The following is a 23173-nucleotide window of genomic DNA, read 5'->3' as shown; positions in this document are numbered from 1 at the left end:
CACCGAGCGGTAATTTGCGCAATCCAGTTTTGAATGGTCGCCGCCATTTTTATATTGTCTGGCGTCAACGATGCCACTTTGAGTGATATTAACGTCCCAAATAAACTTCGATGACGCGCTCATCTGCCTGGACTTCGGACATCTTGCCTTCGGCAAGGACTGATCCCTCGTGCAGGACGGTAACTTTGTCTTGTTGGGCAATTTCGGTGACAAAGCCCATGTCATGCTCAACCACGACAATCGAATGTTTGCCGCGCAGTTCATTGAGTAGTTCAGCGGTGCGAGCAGTTTCGGCGTCCGACATGCCGGCGACCGGTTCATCCAGTAATATTAATTGCGGTTCTTGCATCAGCAGCATGCCGATTTCGAGCCATTGTTTTTGACCGTGGGAAAGCAAACCTGCTAATCTGCTTTCCTGACCGTTGAGACGGATCAGTCTTAGAATTTCATCGATCTTTCCCAATTGCTCCGATGTTAATTTTGCGAACAGCGTGATTCGGACGCGCTTGTCCATTTTCATCGCCAGTTCCAAATTCTCAAACACGGTATGTTGCTCAAATACCGTAGGGCGTTGAAATTTGCGACCAATGCCTAAGTGGGCAATCTCATATTCGGTGAGTTGCGTCAGGTCGATGGTCTGGCCAAAAAAAGCTGTACCAGAACTGGGCCGGGTTTTCCCGGTAATCACGTCCATCATCGTGGTTTTGCCAGCGCCGTTAGGGCCGATGATGCAGCGTAATTCGCCGACCGAAATATCCAGATTTAGATTATTCAACGCCTTGAAACCATCGAACGAAACGGTAATATTTTCTAAATACAGAATCGCGCCGTGGCTGGTGTCAAGGCCCTCGGGTTTGAGCCGAGCGTATGATGTGCCATGGTCGGAGTGTCGGCTGTTGTCGACAGTGCCAGTGGGCAATTTTGGATTAAAGAGCTCGGTCATGCAGACTCCTTAGAGGCACTGAATTTTTGTTTTAATTTGACTGCGACGCCAACCATTCCCTGTGGCATAAAGAGGGTGACCAGAATGAAGATGAGGCCGAGTACATATAACCAGAGTTCGGGAAATGCGCCCGTGAGCCAGCTCTTCAAACCGTTGACGGTGAAGGCACCGATGATCGGACCGATCAACGATCCACGACCGCCGACCGCTGCCCAGATTACCATTTCGATTGAGTTGGCGGGCGACATTTCGGATGGGTTAATGATGCCGACTTGTGGGACATAGAGCGCACCGGCAATGCCGCATAACACTGCTGAAAGCGTCCAGACAAATAACTTGAACCATAGCGGGTTATAGCCGATGAACATCAGACGTGATTCGGAATCACGGACGGCTTGTAACACGCGTCCGAGGCGGGAGTTGACGATCCAGCGGCACAACACCAATGTGCTTAACAAAAACGCAAAGGTAATCAAAAAGAGCACGGCCTTGGTAGATGGCGCGGTAATCGAGTAACCTAGAATCCGTTTGAAGTCGGTGAAGCCATTGTTGCCGCCGAAGCCGGTATTATTGCGGAAGAACAGCAACATAAAGGCAAAGGTCATCGCTTGCGTAATGATTGAAAAATAGACGCCTTTGATCCGCGAGCGGAACGCAAAATAGCCGAATACAAACGCTAATGCGCCCGGCACCAACACGACCAACGCCATGCAGTACCAGAAGTTGTCAGTCATCGACCAGAACCATGGATAGGTTTTCCAATCCAGAAACACCATAAAATCAGGCAAGTTGCTTTGATAGACGCCGTCGCGGCCGATCGCCCGCATGAGGTACATGCCGTGCGCGTAACCGCCCAGCGCAAAAAAGACGCCGTGACCGAGGGATAAAATACCGGCGTAACCCCACACCAGATCCAGCGCCAACGCCGCCATGGCGTAGCACATGAATTTGGCGATAAGGGCGACGGTGTAACTTGAAATATGCAGCGGGTGTCCGTCAGGAAAACTCAGGTTGAGTATCGGGAGCAGGCACAGAATCACGCCGCAAATCCCAATGCCGATCCATGCTGGTCGCGAGAACAGTGATGTTTTTGCAGGCATGACCGGGAATGAGGTTTGCGGTTGCGCCTCAACTTTGGTTATAGAGTCGCCAGACGCCAACGGGGGCGGAATAATGGTAGAGCTTTTCATTCGACACTCCTGCCTTTCAGTGCAAATAAGCCCTGTGGACGTTTTTGAATGAATACAATAATGAATACCAGAATCGCGATTTTGGCCAGCACTGCGCCCGCGACCGGTTCAAGAAATTTATTTACTTCGCCTAGGCCAATGGCGGCAATCACCGTTCCAGCCAGTTGACCCACGCCGCCGAGGACCACGACCATGAATGAATCGACGATATAACTTTGACCCAGATCTGGACCAACGTTGCCGAGTTGGGAAAGCGCAACGCCGCCCAGCCCAGCGATGCCGCAGCCGAGGCCGAAGGTCATCATGTCGATCTTGTCGGTAGCGACCCCGACGCACGCCGCCATACGACGATTTTGCATGACTGCGCGAACAAATAAGCCAAGGCGGGTTTTGTTTAGAATCAGCCAGACTGCAAATACGACAAACAAGGCGAAGAAGATAATGACAATGCGGTTGTATGACAGAACCAGCGAGCCGAGCACAGTGACACCGCCCGACATCCAGGATGGATTGGCGACCTCGACGTTTTGAGCGCCAAAAATTGTGCGTACGGTTTGCATCAGCATCAAGCTAATTCCCCATGTGCAGAGAAGTGTTTCAAGTGGCCGACCGTATAACCAGCGCAGGACCAAGCGTTCTAGCGCAATGCCGACTGCGGCGGTGACGATGAATGCGGCTGGCAAGGCCGCCAACAAATATCCGTCCAGCGCACCGGGTAGAAACTTGCGAAATAACATCTGGATGACGTAGGTGGTGTAAGCGCCGATCATCAACATTTCGCCGTGCGCCATGTTGATGATGCCCATTAGCCCAAAGGTAATGGCGAGACCCAGCGCGGCTAGCAATAGGACACTGCCGAGAGAGATGCCGTAAAACACTTTTCCGATGAACTCAGTGGTTGCCAACTGGCGATCCAATGCGCCCAGGGTACGAACCGTTTCAATTCGGATGGATTCATCTGGCTCGATAAAACTGCCATCGGGATTTTTATCCAATAGTCTTTCCAGCGCTGGTTTGATGCTGGCGTTGGTGCTGGTGGCAAGGGTTTTAATTGCCGCTTTGCGCAATGCGGGATCAGTCGCATGCAAGTTGGCGGTGGCGATGACCTGTTGCAAAGTGGCCTGAATGTCAGGATCGTTTTCTTTTTGTAGGGCTTTGTTGATGAGCGGAATCTGGGCCGGATTGGCGTCTTTCAACAAATCGATTGCTGCTGCCATGCGCCGTTTGCTATCTGGAGAGAATAGCTTCAATCCCGATAGCGCACCTTCGACAGCGCCGCGTAGTCGGTTGTTGACACTGATACCTTCTGCATCATCTGGTGTTGCGCCGGATTGATCGGTCGCAGGATTAAACGCCGGGTTGTCAGTCTTCGTGTCGTCGATGATCAGTACATCACCGTTGGGTCGGGAATACAGCGCATCGGTATTAAGCGCATTGAGGATTTTTGCGGCATCTTCGTTAGCGAGTGCTGCAATCTTGTTGACAGCCTCGATACGGACATCCGGATCGTCTCCGGCTAATGATTTTAGGAGTGCTGGATCAACGGCGGCATGTGCTGCCATCGTTTGAATGCAGAGCCAGCCGATGATAAGCGTTTTTTTGAGCCGATTCATTGCATTCTTTTTTGAGTAAGGTAAAGCGTTGTCTGCGGTGACGGACTTGAAGCAAGCCGTCAGAAGCAGTTCATCTCAACAAGAAATGGTGTTGCTAGTGTTTGGTAATGCATCGATACTTTGCTGTATCCTCATTTCCTCATTCGCCGCGCTAAATCTTATGATCATGCGTGGTGAATGAGGCGGTTGACACTTATTGCAATGAGACGATTACAGCTTTTGCTTGCTCTCGTTACCCACGATGTATGGGCTCCAGGGTTGCGCGCGGATAGTGGTCTTGGTCTTGTTGACGACGTTGAACTGACCGTCAGCTTTGATTTCGGCGATCATTACTGGCTTGTGCAGATGGTGATTGGTGGCGTCCATTTCCAATACATAGCCTGACGGCGCATTGAATTTCTGACCGCCCATCGCGGCGATGACTTTATCGGTATCAGTCGATTTCGCTTTTTCTACTGCTTGTTTCCACATGTAGATGCCGACATAGGTCGCTTCCATTGGATCGTTCGTCACGACAGTGCTGGCGTTAGGTAGTTTTTGCGCAACTGCGTAGGCTTTCCATTTTTTGATGAAGGCAGCATTGACAGGATTTTTGATCGACTCAAAATAATTCCATGCGGCCAGATGGCCAACCAATGGCTTGGTATCCACGCCGCGCAACTCTTCTTCCCCGACCGAGAAGGCCACGACTGGAACGTCTGTAGCTTTCAAGCCTGCATTGCCCAGTTCTTTGTAGAAAGGAACATTGGAGTCGCCGTTGATGGTCGAGATAACGGCAGTCTTGCCGCCTGCTGCAAACTTCTTGATGTTAGCAACGATGGTTTGATAGTCGGAGTGACCGAACGGTGTATACACTTCGTCGATGTCAGTATCTTTGACACCTTTGCTATGCAGGAAGGCACGCAAAATTTTGTTGGTTGTGCGTGGATAGACATAGTCGGTTCCCAGCAGTACAAAGCGTTTAGCTCCGCCGCCTTCTTTGGACATCAGATATTCTGTTGCAGGAATAGCTTGCTGGTTTGGCGCTGCGCCGGTGTAGAAAACGTTTTTCTCTAACTCTTCACCTTCATATTGGACCGGGTAAAACAAAAGGCTGTTGGTTTCTTTGAAAACCGGAAGAACCGATTTACGTGACACTGATGTCCAGCAGCCAAATACGACTGAAACCTTGTCTTGCGAAATCAGTTGACGCGCTTTTTCAGCGAATAGCGGCCAGTTGGAAGCTGGGTCGACGACGACCGGCTCCAATTGTTTGCCCATTACACCGCCGTGCGCATTGATTTCTGCGATGGTCATCAGCGCGACATCTTTCAAAGATGTCTCTGAAATTGCCATGGTGCCTGATAGGGAGTGCAGAATACCGACTTTGATGGTGTCGGCGGCAAACGCCGACGGCAGCCAAGATGCTGCGGCGAGTGCGAATGCCCCAAGTGCTGTAGCTTTTAAGACTGTGCGACGTGTCATGTAAATCCCCTTGTTATGTATGGATGAGAGGGCAATCACTATTTGTACTAGCCTCCCACCTGTATTAGCAGGATGCATGCCAATGGCATCACCCTTGGAAATTGCACTGGGGAATCAGTTTTATGACAATAGGGTTATAAGATAGACAGCATTCGAACCGTGGGCCGAAAGTGCGCGTCTTTTGAGTGCGTGTTAGTAAAAGCACAACCTGACTGCGCACTGAGTTAGTGCGGTCGGATTATTTTAGGGCGTGATATTGTTACCACTGCGGCCAGATTGGTGAGCCGAAAACGTGATGAAGTGCTTTGGCGCACGGACTAGCTCCAAAATCCTAACGTAAAAAAACCCGGTTCATAATTTGTGTCACCGGATAGGCGACCAGAGTTTGGAGTACGGGTGGCAGGTCGAGAGGGCGCATCATCATTTTAATAGTCATATCGGCGCGCAGATTGGTGCGCACGGTCGTATTCATCATTGCGCTAATTGTTTTTAAACGTAAGGAGTCGTTGGCGTGTTCTGGTTCGCGGAACTTGAAGACGTGCCGTAAAGCGCATGCACTATCTTCGGTTTTCATTTCAAATGTGCGTCGGCGCAAAGCACCGAAAATATGGCGGCGACTTAAGCCTTCCTTTTGGCGCAAACGGCGAAAATAGCGGAAGAAATGTTTGTAATGATTAACTTCGTCGTTTGCGATCAGCGTTGCTAAATCGCGCATGACAGGCTCATTGGTGCTGCGGGCTAATGCTTGATAGAAAGTGGCAGTGCCAGTTTCGACAACGCAACGGGCGACCATTTCAAGGGCTTTGCTAGGCTCAAGCAGTTCGACCTTGCAATAACGCGAATACTCTTCGAGAAAATCGTTATAGGCAAGTTGCCAGTTGAATTCTGGCCAGACGTGGGCAATGTACGCTTTTAAGGCATTGCCGTGCTGTAGTTCTTCTACTTCCCAATAGTGGGTTAACCAGTCGGCTATTTCTGGATCGTCACCGTAATAAGCAATTAAATTTTGCGTATATAAATCGGAACCGCTTTCTACAAATGAGGCGCAGGCGACGAGATAAAATAGATTTTCGTCCGAACGAACGGCTGGAATATCGATTGTCGAGAATGCCAGGTCGTCAATACGCCAATGCGGGGTTTGCTGATGCTCTGTGGTCGATTCGTCCTCGCTGTGCGTGCTGTGTGTTGTCATGATCGATCTCTCCAAACTAGTTGAGACTGCGGGTGGATAATGAAAACGCATAGATTCTTGCACCACTGCAAGTAGGACGAATAACAATGGATTTGGTTCACTTTCAATAACGTTATCACTCTTACACAGTACATCATCGACACGAGATGCGTAATTTTCGGTCGCATGCTAGGATATTTAGATAAATTTCCGACCAATTCAATGGAGGTAAAAAATGCTCTCAGCTGATAATCAAAATGAAAATATTGACTACCGTGGTTACACCATCGTGCCACTGCCGACGCAAGGCCACGATGATCTTTGGCACGATGGATACCAAATTCTTATTGCTGGCGCTCAGGTTACTAGTAGAAATAATACGGAAAGTGCACATTCGACCCGTGATACGGCGTTCGATAGCAGTGTCGATTTTGCTAAAATTGAGGTTGATAATTTGATTGCGTTGACGGAGTAAACTCAGATTTTAAAAGTTATCAGCGCCATTGATTGGCGTAATGGGGAGCTTGAACTGAGAGTTGTCCTTGAGAACTGTCGATAAAAATCTTACATCAGACGGAGAAGAGCATGCCTGAAGCAGCCTTTTTTGAATCGCAAGCGGGCAGTATTGGGCACCGCGCGCCAACACCCGTCCCGGCGGAAGAGCCACCATTGCCAGGACCGGGACCCGTCCCTAGCCCTGAAGAGGATCCGGTACCAGATCATAATCCGAGCAATTTCTAGATATTTGGTTTTAAAAGTATCTGGACCGGCATAGACAAATTGCGGAGCGCTGGTTTTGAGTCGGTTTAGCGCTCTACAGCGCAGAAGAGCCGCATAAAACTTAGTTAGTTTTATGCGCTTTACCCAATTTCTTCTCAAGACGGCTTTGAAGGCGCTCAAAGCAAATGCTTAAACACCAATACATCACCGCGGCTGCAAGATATAAGGGCAGTGGACGAAAGGTCACGGCGATGACTTCTTTAGTTGCCAGCATCAGTTCCGTGACGGTGATGACCGACACTAAGGACGTGTCCTTTATTAAACTGATGAGTGTATTGCTCATCGAAGGCACGGCAATCCTGATGGCTTGAGGAACGACGATATAGCGCAGTGTCTGCCAATATGTCAAACCGATGCTGTAACTGGCCGACCATTGACCTTTATCCACACCAATAATAGCGCCCCGAAGGCTTTCGGACAGATAGGCTGATGAATTGAGACTTAATGCAAGGATACCGGCAGTCAAGGGAGAAAAATTGATGCCAACGCTTGGCAGGCCATAATAAATCACAAAAATCTGCACCAGCAAGGGCGTGCCGCGTAGCAAGCTGACATAGACGGTGGCAGGCCATTGACACAGGCGCGACGGCAAAATGCGCGCAACCGCCAGCGGAAAACCGAGTAGAAGACCGCCTAGCATTGATGCCACCGCAAATATCAGGGTGTAGCCCACGCCTTTTATCAAGGTCGGCAGTGCAAGCTGCAACAATTCCAGTAATTCCATAATGTCTTTGTGAAAAAATATCCCCGCACGACAATTCGGGCGGGGATAGTTGCGCTGATAAGACGCTCATTTTAAAACAGCTAAGCCGTGAATGGTTTGTTAATGCATTGCATTAATGGCATCCATCTGATGCATCCTTAGATTATCGCCGAAAAAATCTCTTTGGCTTAGAAATGATACGTCGCAAATGCTATCACTTTGCAGTCGGCGGTTTGCTGACATCGATACCGAACCATTTCATCGACACTTGTTTAAAACTGCCATCTTTCAGGATGTCTTCAATGGCTTTGTCAAGAGCAGCCTGAAATTTTGGGTTGCCTTTTTGGAACGGAATACCAATTTTATCGACTGCGCCAATTGGTGCACCGGCTTTTAACGGTAGCTTGGTATTTTTTAACAAATAGCCAACCAACAAGCTGTCATTCAAGGCTGCATCAATTCGACCGCTTGCCAGATCTGATAAATATTCTGGCGAGCCTGGATACGTTTTGACATCAATACCTGGGACACTTTTCGCTTTTTGTTCGAAGTTGGTGCCTTGTCCCAGACCAAGTTTTTTACCTTTTAAATCTTCCAGGCTAGTGAAGTTGCGTTTTTCATCTTTACGGACGATCAGCTGCGCACTGGAAATCGTGTACGGAATAGAAAAATCGAATGCTTTTTTGCGCTCATCGGTGATGCCAACCTGATTCAGAATCACGTCATATTTTCCTGCACCCAGGCCCGCCAGAATGCCACTCCATTCAGTCGTGGTGAACTCTGTTTTTACGCCGAGTTTGGCTGCGATCAAATTAGCCACGTCGACTTCAAAGCCGGTAAGTTGACCATTTTTAGGGTCTTTAAAGTTGAATGGAGGGTAATTGCCTTCCATTGCTACTTTGAGTGTTCCGCGTGCTTTGATCGTATCGAGAAGGTCGGCGGCAAAAGCGCTGACCGCTAAACTAGAGATAAGAACGGCAGCGGCGATTTTGGTCAAACTGGAAAGTTTTATTGAAGCCATTTTTAATCCTTCGGTCGGTGTGAATTGAGTGATATCGCTAAGCTAAAGGGATTAGCAAATTGCGGACTTGGGCCATCCGTGTGTATATGTTGATAAAAATTTTAACGACTATATTAAGCGCTCATCCTGACGAATGGGAAGTAATGGTTTGGTTGTTAGATAGTTGTTTAGTAAAAAGAAAAATCTTTTATGAATTTCTTTAGGGTTTTTGTCGCGCCAGATGCAACGTCAATCCTTCAAACTGTTGGTATAGCCCGGCAATTTCGGGGTTCCAATGCTGCACCGCGTCACGTTGTCGCTTGACGGTGTCCATGTCGCCACGCGCAATCGGGCCGGTAAGGGCGATTGCCGGGCCTAGCTTAAAGGCGTTAGTGGCGCTTTCAATGAGCAGTGGTTCGATTAAGCGTAGTGCAACGTCGGGCGGCAGACCCGCCTCTACGTAAGCTTGACGGGCCACATCGATCAGCGTTACCAGATAGTTTGATGCAAATACCGCTGCTGCGTGATACAAAATTTTGTTTTCGCGTTTGATGGCGACGCAACATCCACCGATGGCGTCAAATGCGGGAATCAGTCGGGCGAACGCGACGGTGTCGCCTTCGCTGCCGCAGTAGGTACCGGCGAAATTTTCAGTAACTTGTAGTGGATCAGCGAAGCTACGAATTGGATGAATGCTGGCAACTGCCGCGCCTTGCTCGGCCGCAGAAATCAGTGTATCGGAACCTAACGCGCCGCTGCAATGGAAGACGACGCTGCGCGCAGAGAGCTTTCCACTAGCGGCAAGTGCGGCACAACAGGCGGTTATCTGATCGTCACCAGCTGCGATCAGATAGACATCTGCGTGGCGTAACTCGGCATAGGTGTTGACGGGATTACCGCCGCCAATGAACGTACACGCTTGCTGCGCGCTATCGGAGGAGCGATTTAATATGTCCAGTAACTGGAATGCCTGATGCGCGTGCCAAAGCCGCGCAAGGGTTTTCCCCACTTTACCGCAACCGATGATGGAAAGGGTTGGCACAGCGAGAGCGTGACCAGCGTTTTGCTGGCCAGTCGCCTTATTGTTGACATCGCTGACATCGTAGGAGTCAATACCGGCAATCGTCTTATCTGCAGTATTGCGCACCTTGGTTAGTTGCCCAGCTGTTCCAATGCTTCCTGCTGTTCTAGCCATTCAGCCTCCAGTTGTGCCAACTCTTTGGCGTAAAACGCCTGATCGGTCAGCAAAGTTGTGAGCTCTTTCTTCTTATCTTTATCGTACACTTCCGGATTGGCCAGATGCGTATCAACGGTTGCTTTTTGTGCGTTACGTTTTGCTAACTGCTCATCTAAACGTTTGATCTTTGATTCGATCGGCTTTTTCAACGACGCGAGTTTTTGACGCGCCTCTGCATCCTGACGTTTTTGTTCGCGGCGGTCTGCGCTGTCAACCTGCGGCGCTGCGGCGGGTGCGACTGCGCTGGTGATTTTTGCGGTTTCCTTGGTTTTAGGTAAGCCGGCATCTTTACCAACGTTTTTGGCAGCAAGCTTGGTTTTGAATAGCCAGTCTTTGTAGTCGTCCAGATCGCCGTCAAACGGTTCCACTTTGCCATCGGCAACGATAATGAATTGATCGGTCGTTGCGCGTAACAGATGACGATCATGCGATACCAGTACCAGCGTGCCTTCGAATTGCGCCAGCGCCATGGTCAACGCTTCGCGGGTTTCCAGGTCCAGATGGTTGGTCGGCTCATCCAGCAGCAGCAGGTTGGGGCGCTGCCAGACGATCAAGGCTAAGGCCAGACGGGCTTTTTCGCCACCGGAGAAAGGTGCGATAGAACTGGTTACCATCGGGCCGTTGAAGTTAAAGCTACCCAAGAAATTGCGTAGCTCTTGTTCACGCGTCGTCGGCGCAATTTTTGCCAAATGCCATAACGGTGATTCGTCATGACGCAGCATTTCAACTTGATGCTGGGCAAAATAGCCAATCGACAAACCTTTACCGAACTGGGCGTCACCGTGCAGTGGTTTCAGTTCCTCTGCAATGGTTTTGATGAAGGTTGATTTACCCGCACCATTGACGCCCAGCAATCCAATTCGCTGACCAATTTGCAGTGAGAAGTTGATCCCGGCGATGATAACTTTTTCCGTGACATCATGGCTGGTTGCGCTTTCAATCCGATAACCGGCGCTGACATCTTCCATCGTCAATAACGGATTAGGCGCACTCAGTGGCTCACGAAACTCAAAAGAAAATTCAGCAGCGGCGCGCAGTGGTGCCAGCTCTTCCATTTTGGCGAGTGCTTTCATCCGGCTTTGCGCTTGACGGGCTTTGCTTGCCTGCGCCTTGAAGCGACTGATAAATGATTCAAGATGTGCGCGTTGACGGGTTTGCTTTTCAAGCGCACCAGCGGCCAGAATCATTTGCGCAGCACGTTGTCGTTCGAATGATGAATAGTTGCCGGTATAACGCTTCAATTTGCGTTCGTCGATATGCACGATGACATTGACGACGCCGTCAAGGAAGTCGCGATCATGCGAGATGATAATCAGTGTGCCAGTATAGCGTTTGAGCCAGTCTTCCAGCCAGATAATGGCATCAAGATCCAAATGGTTGGTCGGTTCATCAAGCAGCAACAAGTCGGACGGACACATCAGCGCTTGCGCCAGATTCAAACGCATGCGCCAACCACCGGAAAAACTGGCGACGGGTTCTTGCATTTGTGCCATTGAGAAACCAAGGCCGGTCAATAATTGTTCACCACGTGAGCGCACCGTGTACGCATCGGCGTCGGCCAGCGCACTATACAAATCGCCGATCAACGTGCCATTGGCAGCGCTTTCCGGTTCACTTTCCAGAAAAGCCAATTCTTCTTCCAGACGACGCAGCGTGATGTCGCCATCAATGGCGTATTCCAACGCTGGACGGTCAAGGGCAGGGGTTTCCTGCGCGACGTATGCCATGCGCCATTTGGAGGGAAAGTCGATCTCGCCGGCATCGGCGTGAAGTTCGCCGCGTAATAGTCCGAACAGGCTTGATTTACCGGCGCCGTTAGCCCCGATCAGGCCGATTTTGTCACCCGGATTGAGGGTAATATCGACTTTGTCGAGCAGCGGCTTGATGCCGCGCATCATTGAAACTTGTAGGAAACGTATCATGAAAATGGTGTGTTGGAAATGCGTTGGGGGAAGCTAAGTGACGCAGTATTCACATTGACCAGAATAAATGCTGCATGCCTGGAAGCACATTTAGCATCAATTATGGCGGTCAATCATTGATTGAATCTTCAGTAAGTCAGGAAAGACTATTAAAAACCCAAAATCGTCGGATATTTAACCCTTCCTGCCACTTTTAGCGTGCTTCCCTAAAAAAGAAAGCGCCTATGATAAGGCGCTTTTATCAATTTGCCTAAATTCTGGCATCTTCTTGTTGTTAAGGCAGCTGATCGGCTGTTAATAAAAACACCATGTCATCGCCCGCGCTGGTCGATACCCATGTCATTTCCATATCAGGGAATGCTGCTTCGGCAAATGCGCGTTCGTTACCGATTTCCACGATCAACACACCGTTTTTGGTCAGGCGTTGTTTTGCACCAGCCACGATTGTACGCACTAAATCCATTCCGTCACTACCGCCAGCTAAAGCAATCTGCGGTTCCGCCAGATATTCTCTCGGTAACTTACCCATTGAGCCAGTATTAACGTACGGCGGATTGGTAACGATCAGGTCATATTTTTTGTCAGGTACGTTGGTATACAAATCAGATTCGATGAGAGTGATCCGATCTTGCAAGTCGTAATCGTCTACATTGCGCCGCGCTACCGCCAACGCATCGGCAGAAATGTCAGCAGTGTCAACATGCGCGTTGCCAAAGGCATCCGCCAACATGATCGGCAAGCAGCCAGAACCGGTGCACAATTCCAGGATATTGGTGACTGCTGCGGGATTTTGAACCCATGGCGAAAAGAAATCGGGAATCAGTTCAGCAATAAACGACCGTGGAACGATCACCCTTTCATCAACATAAAAGCGGTAATCGCCGAGCCATGCTTCTTGCGTGATGTAAGCGGCGGGAACGCGGTCAGTGCTGCGGCGTTCGATGACGCGTAGCACTGTGTCCACTTCTTGCTGCAACAATCGCGCGTCAAAAAACGGCTCGATTTTATCGAGTGGCAGCTTTAATGTATGCAGGATCAGATAGGCGGCTTCGTCTAGGGCTGTGCTGCTGCCGTGGCCAAAGAATAGTGCTTCGGTGTTAAAGCGAGTGACTGCGTAGCGCAGCAAATCGCGGATGGTGGCGAAAGAATTGGGTGTCATGGGACGGATTATAGATGTTATGAGCGCTGACGAGAAGAAGAGGCGCAATGTTGGTCGACTATTGATGTGTATTTCTCGCTGCCGTTCTATATGAAAGCGTTGAGCAGAAAGATCCGATTAATCGCATACAAAACGTAAATAAAAGGCGACATCTTGAATGCCAATGTTTTGGTCGTGATTGTATTTAGCTGGGAGGAGGTGAGTTCATCGCCTTGTCGCTCTAACGACAAGGCGATTGCATACCGGATTACGGCAGCAAATTACGGCAGCAGATTTTCGAGCGTCTTACGATAGATATTTTTCAATGGATCGATAAAGCGCACTTCAATGTGTTCATCGATTTTGTGAATGCTGCCATTAGGGGGACCAAATTCGATGACTTGAGGACAGATTTGCGCAATAAAACGTCCATCAGAAGTCCCCCCAGTTGTCGATAATTCGGTTTCAATCCCGGTTTCTGCCTTGATGGCAGATGCTAAAGCCGCGCTCAATGCGCCACGTGGTGTCAAAAATGGGCGACCGCCGATAATCCACGCCAGCGAGTATTCGAGTGCATGTTTGTCTAGAATCGCTTGGACGCGCTGTTGCAGGTCTTCTACCGTACTGGCTGTTGAAAAGCGAAAATTGAAATCAATGACCATTTCGCCAGGAATGACGTTTGATGCACCGGTTCCACCGTGAATGTTTGACATTTGCCAAGAAGTTGGCAAATAGTACTCGTTAGCGTCATCCCACTTTTCCGCAGCTAACTCCGCTAGTGCTGGCATCGCCAGGTGGAGTGGATTTTTAGCCAAGTGCGGATAAGCGATGTGGCCTTGCACGCCTTTGATGATGAGCTTGCCTGACATCGTCCCGCGTCGGCCATTTTTGATCATATCGCCGAGTTCACCGCTGGAAGTCGGTTCGCCGACGATACAATAATCGAGCTGTTCACCGCGGGCTTTTAACTTTTCGCAGACCACCACGGTCCCGTCGGTGGCAGGACCTTCTTCATCACTGGTAATCAAAAAACCTATAGAGCCGGAATGATTTGGATGGGCCAGCGTAAACTCTTCGACTGCCACCACCATGGCGGCAATCGAGGTTTTCATGTCGGCGGCACCACGTCCATATAATTTGCCATCACGATGGCTGGGCAGAAAGGGGTCTGATTGCCATTGGTCACGTGGACCAGTTGGCACTACATCTGTGTGACCAGCAAACACCAGTAATGGTTGCGTGGTGCCTTTACGGGCCCAGAGATTGGTGACATCACCAGACTGAATCGTTTCGCAGACAAAGCCAAGCGGAGAAAGGAGTTCGATCAGACGGTCCTGACATCCTTTGTCCTGTGGTGTGACGGAAGATAAGGAGATCAACTCCTCTGCAAGTGCAAGGGTTTTGCTGACGACGGTATTTGACATAGTTATTGATTAAAAATCTGTTGATAAAGCGCGTCGGAAAAGCCGACGTAGGTGTTTTTGCCAGTAAATAATACCGGCCGCTTGATAACGGAAGGGAACTCCATCATCAAAGGCGTCGCACTGATACTGTCGGTAATGCTGGCGCGGCGCTGGTTAGATAGATTGCGCCAGATTGTGCCTTTGCGATTCACCAGCACGTCCCAGGGGATATCGGCGAGCCATGTGTTGATCAGGGCGACGCTGACGCCATCTTTTTTAAAATTATGAAACGTGTAGGCGATCTCTTGATCTTCAAGCCAGGTGCGGGCTTTTTTAACTGTGTCGCAATTCGGGATGCCATAAAGGGTAATTGCCATGCGAGGTTACATTCTTTTGAGTGATATGGACGATGAGTATAAATCGAAGCAACGTGCGCTTTAGCTGCGCACGGAGCTGGCTATAAGGCGATATATATCGGCTCCGCTGCTAAACCTTTAAAGATTGCTATAAATCAAGCGTAAACTCAGTGTAGGTCGGGCCTTCGCCTTTATCTGGAGAAGGTGGTACGGTGTTTGTTTTTTTGGACGCAGCGCCATTGTCACTGGCGTTGCTGATGAGCCAGTATAAATTGCTAGGGGAATCGGCTTGAGAAAGTGCTTCTTCTTGCGTAATGATACCTTCTTCGATCAATCGCATCAGTGCTTGCTCAAAGGTCTGTGAGCCTGGCGCCATACTTTTTTCCATGGCATCTTTAATCTGACCGATTTTTCCATCTTCCATTAGCTCAGATATATGCCTGGTGTTGAGCATAATCTCAACCGCTGGCGTACGTTTATCGTCTGTTGTGTTGACCAGCCGTTGCGACACGATGGCAGTTAATGTTGATGCCAGATCTTCAAGCAAGGTTGCACGATTTTCCAGAGGGAAAAAGCCGATCATCCGATTTAAAGCGCGGTAACTATTATTTGCATGCAACGTTGACACCACCAAGTGGCCTGATTGGGCATAGGCAAGTGCCGCTGACATCGTTTCTCTGTCGCGGATTTCTCCGATCAAAATACAATCGGGGGCCTGCCGTAAAGCGTTTTTGAGTGCAACGTCGAGATTGTCGGTATCAATTCCGAGCTCACGTTGATTGACGATCGAGCGCTCATTCTTGAATAAAAATTCAATCGGATCTTCGAGCGTCAGAATGTGACCGGCCTGGGTTTTATTGCGATAGTCCAGCATTGATGCAATTGTCGTCGATTTGCCTGAGCCGCAGGCACCAACGACAAGGAGCAAACCGCGTTTGCGGTTGATTAGTTCCATCAGAACGGGGGGCAAGCCAAGACCTTCAAACGCCGGAATGTCGAATGGAACATAACGAATAACTGCGGAGATATTGCCGCGTTGCTTGAATACCGACAGTCGGAAACTACCGATTCCGCTGATGTGTAAACCCATATTCAGTTCTTTATCGCGTTCCAGCTCTTGCAACCGCGCGACCGGCACAACTTCGTTCAATAGCAGAAGAATGGTTGCCTTATCCATTTTTTGCTGATTGATCGGTACCAACTGACCTTTAATCTTAAGGTGGATTGCCGAGTTGATGGTCAGGAACATATCCGATGCTTCTTTTTCCTGCATCAGACGGAACAAGCGATCCATTGCCATAAGGGTTCCTCAAAAAATAGGTGTCAGGACTTACGCAAAATCGCCCCAGCGGCTTTGTGCGTTTCTAGCCAAAGTCGCTACTGTCTGCATCGACAGAGTTGGCAAGCCCGTTGCTGGGACAATTTTGAGTAAGTCCTAAACAAGTCACTTTAGTTTCAATTTTGCTTTATGGTGTTCGGTCTGGATTGAATAATCACGAAATAAGCAAAAAATATCAACAAAACTAAGTGGTAAATTTATATTTAAAATAAGAAACGGAACCAGTGCACACGTTGGTTCCGAGGCTTATTTATTTTGCGTTACTTATTAAGCGTCGCGTAGTAGTTCGTTAATAGCTGTTTTTGCACGTGTTTTTGCATCCACACGTTTAACGATAACAGCGCAATACAGACTGTATTTGCCATCGGCGGATGGCAGGTTGCCAGAAACGACGACTGAGCCCGACGGAATGCGGCCGTAAGTTACTTCGCCCGTTGCGCGGTCATAAATTTTGGTTGATTGACCGATATAGACGCCCATCGAAATGACTGAGTTTTCTTCAACTACGACGCCTTCGACGATTTCCGATCGCGCACCGATGAAGCAATTGTCTTCAATAATGGTCGGATTGGCTTGCATAGGCTCCAGAACACCACCAATACCAACGCCGCCGGACAGGTGGACGTTTTTACCAATTTGGGCGCAAGAGCCAACCGTTGCCCAAGCATCAACCATCGTGCCTTCGTCGACATATGCGCCGATGTTGACAAAAGAAGGCATCAGAACGACGTTTTTGCCGATGAAGCTACCGTGACGTGCGACCGCCGGTGGCACCACGCGGAAACCGCCTTTGGCGAAATCATCCGCTGTGTAGTTCGCAAATTTGGTCGGAACCTTGTCATAGAATTGCATATTTTCACCTGCAGGCATCGGCATGTTGTCTTCCAGGCGGAATGACAACAGCACGGCCTTTTTGATCCACTGATTAACAATCCAGTTGCCGTCGATTTTTTCAGCGACGCGCAAGGTACCTTGATTTAACTCGGCGATCACTTTCGCGACCGCTGCGCGCAGGTCGGAAGGGGCCGTTTTAGGTGAGAATTCAGTGCGCTGTTCCCAGGCTTGGTCAATAAATTGTTCTAGAGATTGAGTCATGATTTTGTCAGTTAAAAGTTAAAAAAATGTTATTAAACACGATGTGTGTGAAAAGCGCTCAGACGCCGTGGGTGACTATTGACTACTACTATTGATGATTGTACTTATTAGTCGTTATCGACAGTCACTACCAGTGGTGAACAAATTTGGTACGTTTATTGGTTTTGTAAACCGTGAACGAATTTAACAATGCGATGTGCCGCCTCAAGGCATTCGTCGACTTCTGCGACCAGTGCCATTCGAATACGCTGTTGACCTGGATTGATGCCATGTGCATCACGGGCAAGATAGCTTCCCGGTAAGACCGTGACATTATATTCGGCATACAGGCACTTGGCGAAGTCGACATCTGAAAGCGTAGTGCATTTATCGACTTTAGCCCATAAGTAAAATCCCGCGTCAGGGAGCGATACGTCCAATACCTCTTGCAACAATGGTGTCACTTGCTGAAATTTGGTGATGTATTTTGCACGATTTTCTGCAACATGGGTTTCGTCGTTCCAGGCGGCTATCGAGGCTGATTGCACAGAAGGGCTCATCGCAGCACCGTGATAGGTGCGATATAGCAAGAACTTCTTCAAAATCGCGGCGTCGCCAGCGACAAAGCCTGAGCGCATGCCCGGTACATTGGAGCGTTTGGATAAGCTGGAGAACGTGATCAGGCGCGGGTAGCCATCGCGTCCTAAACGATGTGCTGCTTCCAGGCTGCCGAGTGGCGCTTCCGGTTTGAAATATATTTCTGAGTAACACTCGTCGGCGGCGATGATAAATCCATAACGATCTGAGAGCGCAAACAGTTCTTTCCAGTCGTCCAGAGTCAGTACCGCACCTGTTGGATTACCCGGCGAACACAAATAAAGGAGTTTAACGCGCGCCCAGACATTTTCCGGCACGTTGCTGTAATCCGGCGCAAAGTTGCGATTTGCGTCTGAATTAACAAAATACGGTTGCGCGCCCGACAAATACGCTGCGCCTTCGTAAATTTGATAAAACGGATTGGGGCACATGACCAATGCATCACGATCAGAGGGGTCCACGACGGTTTGTGCCAAGGCGAACAAGGCTTCTCGAGAGCCGCTAACTGGGAGGATTTGCGTAGTAGCGTTGAGCGCGGGCAAGTTATAGCGGCGTTCTAACCATCCTGCGATTGATTGCCGTAGGGCTTCGCTTCCGGCTGTGCTCGGATAACTGGCGAGACCGTCCAGATTGTCTGCTAGCGCTTGCCGTATAAAAGCTGGCGTCGGATGCTTAGGCTCACCGATCCCGAGGCTGATCGGTTTATAGGCTGTATTTGGGGTGACGTCGGAAAAGAGCATCCGCAGTTTTTCAAATGGATAAGGCTGCAACTGGTCTAGTAGTGGATTCACGGAGATTTTAAATGGCAGAAAAAGGATTCGTAAGGCAAAAAAGCGTATTTCGCATTATATACAGAAGTAAATACACAGAACTAAATACACAGAGGCAAATAAGCGGGGGTAGTGTGTGGAGTATTGGTTATAAACTTGAAGAAATATTTCCTTTGGTGCAATCTTTAGCGTACTTTGTTCCTTAATGGCTATTAAATAAAATGATTTAAGGCGGTGTGGAAGACAGGTTTTTACTACGTTAGAGTCACCCTCCAACTATTGCCTCTTTACGATTGTATGGGTTATCACTATTTTTGACCTTTTCCGCGTCAACGGAGGTCACGTCGAATGTTATGATGCTGATCCTTTGCGAGATTTTTCTCGCTTTTATGCATTTTGAATGCGGCGGCGCTGTATTCGCCGACTTTGATAAGAATAGTCAATAACGTGCGTCTAACTTCCATTAAATTAGCGGGATTCAAGTCTTTCGTTGATCCAACCAATTTTCAGGTTCCTGGCCAACTGGTCGGTGTAGTCGGTCCGAATGGTTGCGGAAAATCCAATATTATTGATGCCGTGCGCTGGGTTTTGGGTGAATCCAAAGCTTCCGAGTTGCGCGGTGAGTCGATGCAGGACGTCATTTTTAATGGCTCGTCACATCGTAAGCCTGCGGGTCGCTCGTCTGTGGAGCTCGTTTTTGATAACGGGATGGGCAAAGCCAGCGGACAATGGGGCCAATATGCTGAAATTGCGGTTAAGCGTACGCTGACGCGCGACGGAACGTCTACTTATTACATCAATAATCAATCAGTTCGACGTCGCGATATCCAGGATATTTTCATGGGTACGGGTTTGGGACCACGCGCCTACGCGATTATTGGACAAGGGATGATTTCCCGCATTATTGAAGCGCGGCCTGAAGAATTACGGATTTTCCTGGAAGAAGCCGCGGGCGTGTCTAAATATAAGGAGCGCCGCCGTGAAACTGAAAATCGGCTGAACGACACCCGCGACAATCTTTTGCGCGTGGAAGATATTCTGCGGGAGTTGAACAGTAACCTCGAAAAATTAGAGGCGCAAGCGGCTGTTGCGCATAAATTCCATGCATTGCAAGGTGATCAGGAAGAAAAACAAAAATTGTTGTGGTTATTGCGCAAGAACGAAGCCAAAGCCGAGCAAGAAAAATTTTTCCGCGAGATCGAAAAAGCGCAGACAGATTTAGAAGAGCAAACTGCCAAATTGCGGCATGTTGAAACAGAACTTGAGCATATGCGGCAATCGCACTATGCAGCGGGTGACCGTATGCATCAGGCGCAGGGCCATTTGTATCAGACCAATTCTGAAATCGGCAGTCTGGAAGCGCAAATCAAATTTGTTATCGAATCGCGCAATCGCCTTCAGTCGCAACTCAATTCATTGACCGCGCAGCGCGACCAATGGCAACGCCAAAGCACGCAGCACCAGGATGATTTGTCGGAAGCAGAGATTCACCTTGAAGAGTTGGCCGCCCGCGTAGAGCAATCGCAAGTTACCGCGCAACAGCATAGTGATCACGTGCCGGCACTGGAACAATTATGGCGTGAGGCGCAACTCAAAACTACAGAGTCACGCGCCAAAATCATGCAATTCCAGCAGCAAATCGAGCTGGAATCAACGCATCAGCGTAACGCCTCGAATATTTTGAATGGCCTGACCGGTCGCCGCGAGCGCTTGTCGCAGGAAAAAAGTGGACTGAACTTGCCAGACACCACGCATTTGACCAACCTCAAAATGCAGCTCGAAGAAAAGCAGGCTGGGCTGGAAGAGGTCAGCATGCAGCTGGAAGAGGCGCAAGAGCAACAACCGCGTCTTGAAGAAGAGCGGCGCACCGCACAGCAGCAGGTGAATACCGAAACTGCAAACAATGCGCAATTAGAAGCCCGTCTGACGGCGCTAAAGCAATTGCAGGAAAGCGTGCAGAGTCAGGGCAAGGTGCAGCCATGGTTGCAAAAGCATGAGCTTGCCGAGTTGCCACGTCTATGGCAAAAGCTGCACATCGATCAAGGCTGGGAAACTGCACTCGAATCGGTTTTGCGCGAGCGTACATCTGCCCTGGAAATGTCGAATCTGGACTGGGCCAAAGGCTTTTTTAACGATGCGCCTCCAGGGAAACTCGCATTATTCACGCCTAGCGGGATAGCATCAGAAAGCAGCGTCCCCGTTCCAGCCGGTTTTAAGCCCTTTCTGAATTTGATGCAGCTCAACGATCCGGGCTTGCGCGCATTAATGCAAGATTGGTTGCACAACGTATTTGTGGCAGACGACACCGTAACGGCGTTTGCCGAACGTAGCAAATTGCCGGTAGGCGCTTGTTTTGTGACCCGCCAAGGGCACGTGATTAGTAAAACCAGCGTGCGGTTCTATGCTTCCGATTCGGAGCAGGACGGAATGTTGGCGCGCCAGCAAGAGATTGAAAACATCACCAAACAATTGCGGGCGCAGCAAATGCTGGCCGACGAAGCGCGCTCGCGCTCGGTACGCGCTGAGGCGGCGTTAACGCAAGCGACGCAACGTCTACAAGAGTTGCGCCTTCGTCATAACGCTCTCACGCAAGCGGTGCATAGCTTGCAGATTGACGTGATGAAACTCTCCGAATTGCAAGAACGATTCAATCAGCGCAGTTCACAAATCGCGACCGATCTGGCCGAAATTGCCGCTCAGGAAAACGAGCAACAGCAAATTAAGATGGAATCTGAGGCGAAGTTTGAACAACTCGATGCTGAGTTGGGCGAGTTGCAGGAAAAGCATGAGGATGGCCAAACCGACTATCTTAATAAAGAGCAACAACTCAACGATGCCCGCCAACGCCTGCGCGAACTGGAACGCAGCGCGCAGGAAACTGAATACGCTGAAAAGTCACATCGCAACAAAATCGAAGAATTAAAGCGCAGTATTTCTACTGCACTGGAACAAGCGGCGCAGTTGTTTGCGAATATGCAGCAAGGCCATCTGGAGTTAGAGAGTCTGGACGATCAGGCCGCGCAAACCGGTTTGCAAGACTTGCTGGACAAGCGCACGGATCAGGAACGTGCCTTGGCCGATGCACGGCACGAGTTGGATCAGGTATCGCAAAACTTGCGGCAGCACGAAGACACGCGGACACAGGCGGAACGCAGCTTGCAACCACAGCGGGACCGCATTATGGAAGTACAGTTGAAGGAACAGGCTGCACGTTTGAGCCAAGAGCAATACGCACAGCAACTGGTCGAGTTTGGCGCAGATGAAGTCGCATTGAGCGAAAAGTTGCATGACGATTTGCGTCCGTCTTATTTGCAAGGTGAAGTCACCCGGCTGACGAATGCGATAGCTGGATTGGGTGCCGTCAATCTGGCGGCCTTGGATGAGTTGGCGCAGGCTTCCGAGCGTAAGAATTTTCTCGATGCGCAAAATGCTGACCTGACTGAAGCGATCAACACACTACAAGATGCGATTCACAAGATCGATATTGAAACACGTGAATTGTTGCAGGATACGTTTGATCGGGTAAATGGCCACTTTGCTGAACTGTTCCCGATCTTGTTTGGCGGCGGCCAGGCTAAGCTGATTATGACCGGCGACGAGATTCTTGATTCCGGCGTACAAGTGATGGCACAACCGCCGGGCAAGAAGAACGCCACGATCCATCTGTTGTCGGGCGGTGAAAAAGCGCTGACAGCGACAGCGCTGGTGTTCTCAATGTTCCAACTGAATCCGGCACCATTTTGTTTACTAGACGAAGTTGATGCGCCGTTGGATGACGCCAATACTGAGCGCTTCTGCAATATGGTGAAGCGCATGTCTGAACATACGCAGTTTTTGTTCATCTCTCATAACAAAATTGCGATGGAGATGGCGAATCAATTGATTGGCGTAACGATGCAAGAACAGGGCGTTTCGCGCATTGTGGCGGTGGATATGGAGTCCGCCAGAAGCTTTGCGACTGTAGCTTGATGATGAATGGAAATGTTGTCTTTCATTTGTTATCGCGTGATTATGCCGTCATTATGAAGAATACCGAAATGATGACTTTTTGGGAACACTAGCTGAATTCTTGTGTCCGACAAAGGCTTTTTGGGGATTGGTCATGTCACTTCGGCTGTATAACCGACTTAATCCGCGGTAATTAAGAAAGTTAATGAAATATATTCAATAACAGTAGGCGTTATTCTTACATTTATTGATAATGATGGATTGGTAGATGCATTGGTAGATGCACTATTGCAAAATTCGAATTCATTGTGAAAATTAGGTTTATGAAGACAAAATCGGTTGGCTGAAGATGATGATCATGGCAGACGATTTATTTCTTATCGCCTCTTTTTAGGTTTAATTTCGAATTGTTTGCTTCATCTGGACCACTTCGATAACAATTTGGTCGCCCGTTGCTAACCACTTATTACTTATTTACTATTAACTTATTCGTTAGTTTATGCTGCCACTGAATTTACCGCAGAC

Annotated in this window: 18 protein-coding genes; 3 read left to right on the top strand and 15 right to left on the bottom strand. The window is 49.2% G+C overall.

From position 1 onward, the window contains the following. Positions 1–88 precede the first annotated feature (88 nt). From urtD to ACXX82_RS02335, 5 genes are all read right to left on the bottom strand, one after another. Positions 89–943, bottom strand: coding sequence for an urea ABC transporter ATP-binding protein UrtD (gene urtD, locus ACXX82_RS02355; RefSeq protein ID WP_322239668.1), 855 nt, complete (start codon positions 941–943; stop codon positions 89–91). Next, positions 940–2043: an urea ABC transporter permease subunit UrtC gene (gene urtC / locus ACXX82_RS02350; protein WP_458563947.1), complete on the bottom strand. Its 1104-nt coding sequence runs from the start codon at positions 2041–2043 to the stop codon at positions 940–942. The genes urtD and urtC overlap by 4 nt, the downstream gene beginning before the upstream one ends. Positions 2044–2129: 86 nt before the next feature. Beyond that, positions 2130–3746, bottom strand: a complete 1617-nt coding sequence (gene urtB, locus ACXX82_RS02345; protein ID WP_458562317.1) for an urea ABC transporter permease subunit UrtB — start codon at positions 3744–3746, stop codon at positions 2130–2132. Positions 3747–3956: 210 nt separating this feature from the next. Then, positions 3957–5210, bottom strand: a complete 1254-nt coding sequence (urtA, locus tag ACXX82_RS02340) for an urea ABC transporter substrate-binding protein (RefSeq protein ID WP_458562316.1) — start codon at positions 5208–5210, stop codon at positions 3957–3959. A gap of 331 nt (positions 5211–5541) precedes the next feature. Further along, positions 5542–6402 (bottom strand): ferritin-like domain-containing protein, encoded by an 861-nt coding sequence (locus ACXX82_RS02335; protein ID WP_322239663.1) that lies wholly within the window; start codon positions 6400–6402, stop codon positions 5542–5544. A 214-nt stretch (positions 6403–6616) separates the two neighbouring features. On the opposite strand from ACXX82_RS02335, the gene ACXX82_RS02330 reads away from it, so the two are divergent. Then, on the top strand, positions 6617–6856 hold the full coding sequence (locus ACXX82_RS02330; RefSeq protein ID WP_322239661.1) for a hypothetical protein: 240 nt from the start codon (positions 6617–6619) through the stop codon (positions 6854–6856). Between the two features lie 110 nt (positions 6857–6966). Continuing rightward, complete coding sequence (locus ACXX82_RS02325; RefSeq protein WP_322239659.1) at positions 6967–7122, top strand: hypothetical protein; 156 nt, start codon at positions 6967–6969, stop codon at positions 7120–7122. A gap of 100 nt (positions 7123–7222) precedes the next feature. On the opposite strand, the gene ACXX82_RS02320 is transcribed toward ACXX82_RS02325, so the two are convergent. The 10 genes from ACXX82_RS02320 to dapC form a co-directional block, all read right to left on the bottom strand. Further along, positions 7223–7885, bottom strand: a complete 663-nt coding sequence (locus tag ACXX82_RS02320; protein WP_458562315.1) for an amino acid ABC transporter permease — start codon at positions 7883–7885, stop codon at positions 7223–7225. Positions 7886–8078: 193 nt separating this feature from the next. Continuing rightward, a complete protein-coding gene (locus tag ACXX82_RS02315) occupies positions 8079–8876 on the bottom strand; it encodes a cystine ABC transporter substrate-binding protein (protein WP_322240732.1) in 798 nt (265 codons plus the stop codon). Positions 8877–9084: 208 nt separating this feature from the next. After that, on the bottom strand, positions 9085–10059 hold the full coding sequence (locus ACXX82_RS02310; protein WP_458562314.1) for a Rossmann-like and DUF2520 domain-containing protein: 975 nt from the start codon (positions 10057–10059) through the stop codon (positions 9085–9087). Continuing rightward, on the bottom strand, positions 10017–11996 hold the full coding sequence (locus tag ACXX82_RS02305) for an ATP-binding cassette domain-containing protein (protein ID WP_322240730.1): 1980 nt from the start codon (positions 11994–11996) through the stop codon (positions 10017–10019). The genes ACXX82_RS02310 and ACXX82_RS02305 overlap by 43 nt, the downstream gene beginning before the upstream one ends. Before the next feature lie 301 nt (positions 11997–12297). Beyond that, the gene (prmB, locus tag ACXX82_RS02300; RefSeq protein WP_322239653.1) at positions 12298–13182 is read right to left on the bottom strand and encodes a 50S ribosomal protein L3 N(5)-glutamine methyltransferase; all 885 of its coding nucleotides are present in this window, start codon (positions 13180–13182) and stop codon (positions 12298–12300) included. 260 nt (positions 13183–13442) lie between these two features. After that, positions 13443–14585, bottom strand: a complete 1143-nt coding sequence (gene dapE, locus ACXX82_RS02295) for a succinyl-diaminopimelate desuccinylase (protein ID WP_322239651.1) — start codon at positions 14583–14585, stop codon at positions 13443–13445. Between the two features lie 2 nt (positions 14586–14587). After that, positions 14588–14941: an ArsC family reductase gene (locus ACXX82_RS02290; protein WP_458562313.1), complete on the bottom strand. Its 354-nt coding sequence runs from the start codon at positions 14939–14941 to the stop codon at positions 14588–14590. 127 nt (positions 14942–15068) lie between these two features. After that, positions 15069–16220, bottom strand: coding sequence for a PilT/PilU family type 4a pilus ATPase (locus ACXX82_RS02285; RefSeq protein ID WP_458562312.1), 1152 nt, complete (start codon positions 16218–16220; stop codon positions 15069–15071). Between the two features lie 306 nt (positions 16221–16526). After that, positions 16527–17354 (bottom strand): 2,3,4,5-tetrahydropyridine-2,6-dicarboxylate N-succinyltransferase, encoded by an 828-nt coding sequence (gene dapD / locus ACXX82_RS02280; RefSeq protein WP_322239645.1) that lies wholly within the window; start codon positions 17352–17354, stop codon positions 16527–16529. Between the two features lie 155 nt (positions 17355–17509). Next, the gene (dapC, locus tag ACXX82_RS02275) at positions 17510–18721 is read right to left on the bottom strand and encodes a succinyldiaminopimelate transaminase (RefSeq protein WP_458562311.1); all 1212 of its coding nucleotides are present in this window, start codon (positions 18719–18721) and stop codon (positions 17510–17512) included. Between the two features lie 426 nt (positions 18722–19147). On the opposite strand from dapC, the gene smc reads away from it, so the two are divergent. Further along, the gene (gene smc, locus ACXX82_RS02270; RefSeq protein ID WP_322239641.1) at positions 19148–22669 is read left to right on the top strand and encodes a chromosome segregation protein SMC; all 3522 of its coding nucleotides are present in this window, start codon (positions 19148–19150) and stop codon (positions 22667–22669) included. The last annotated feature ends 504 nt before the right edge of the window (positions 22670–23173 follow it).

The organism is Glaciimonas sp. GNP009, from assembly GCF_054343755.1.
Note: the sequence above shows the minus strand (reverse complement) of the source record. Positions and strands in the feature narration are given on the sequence as shown.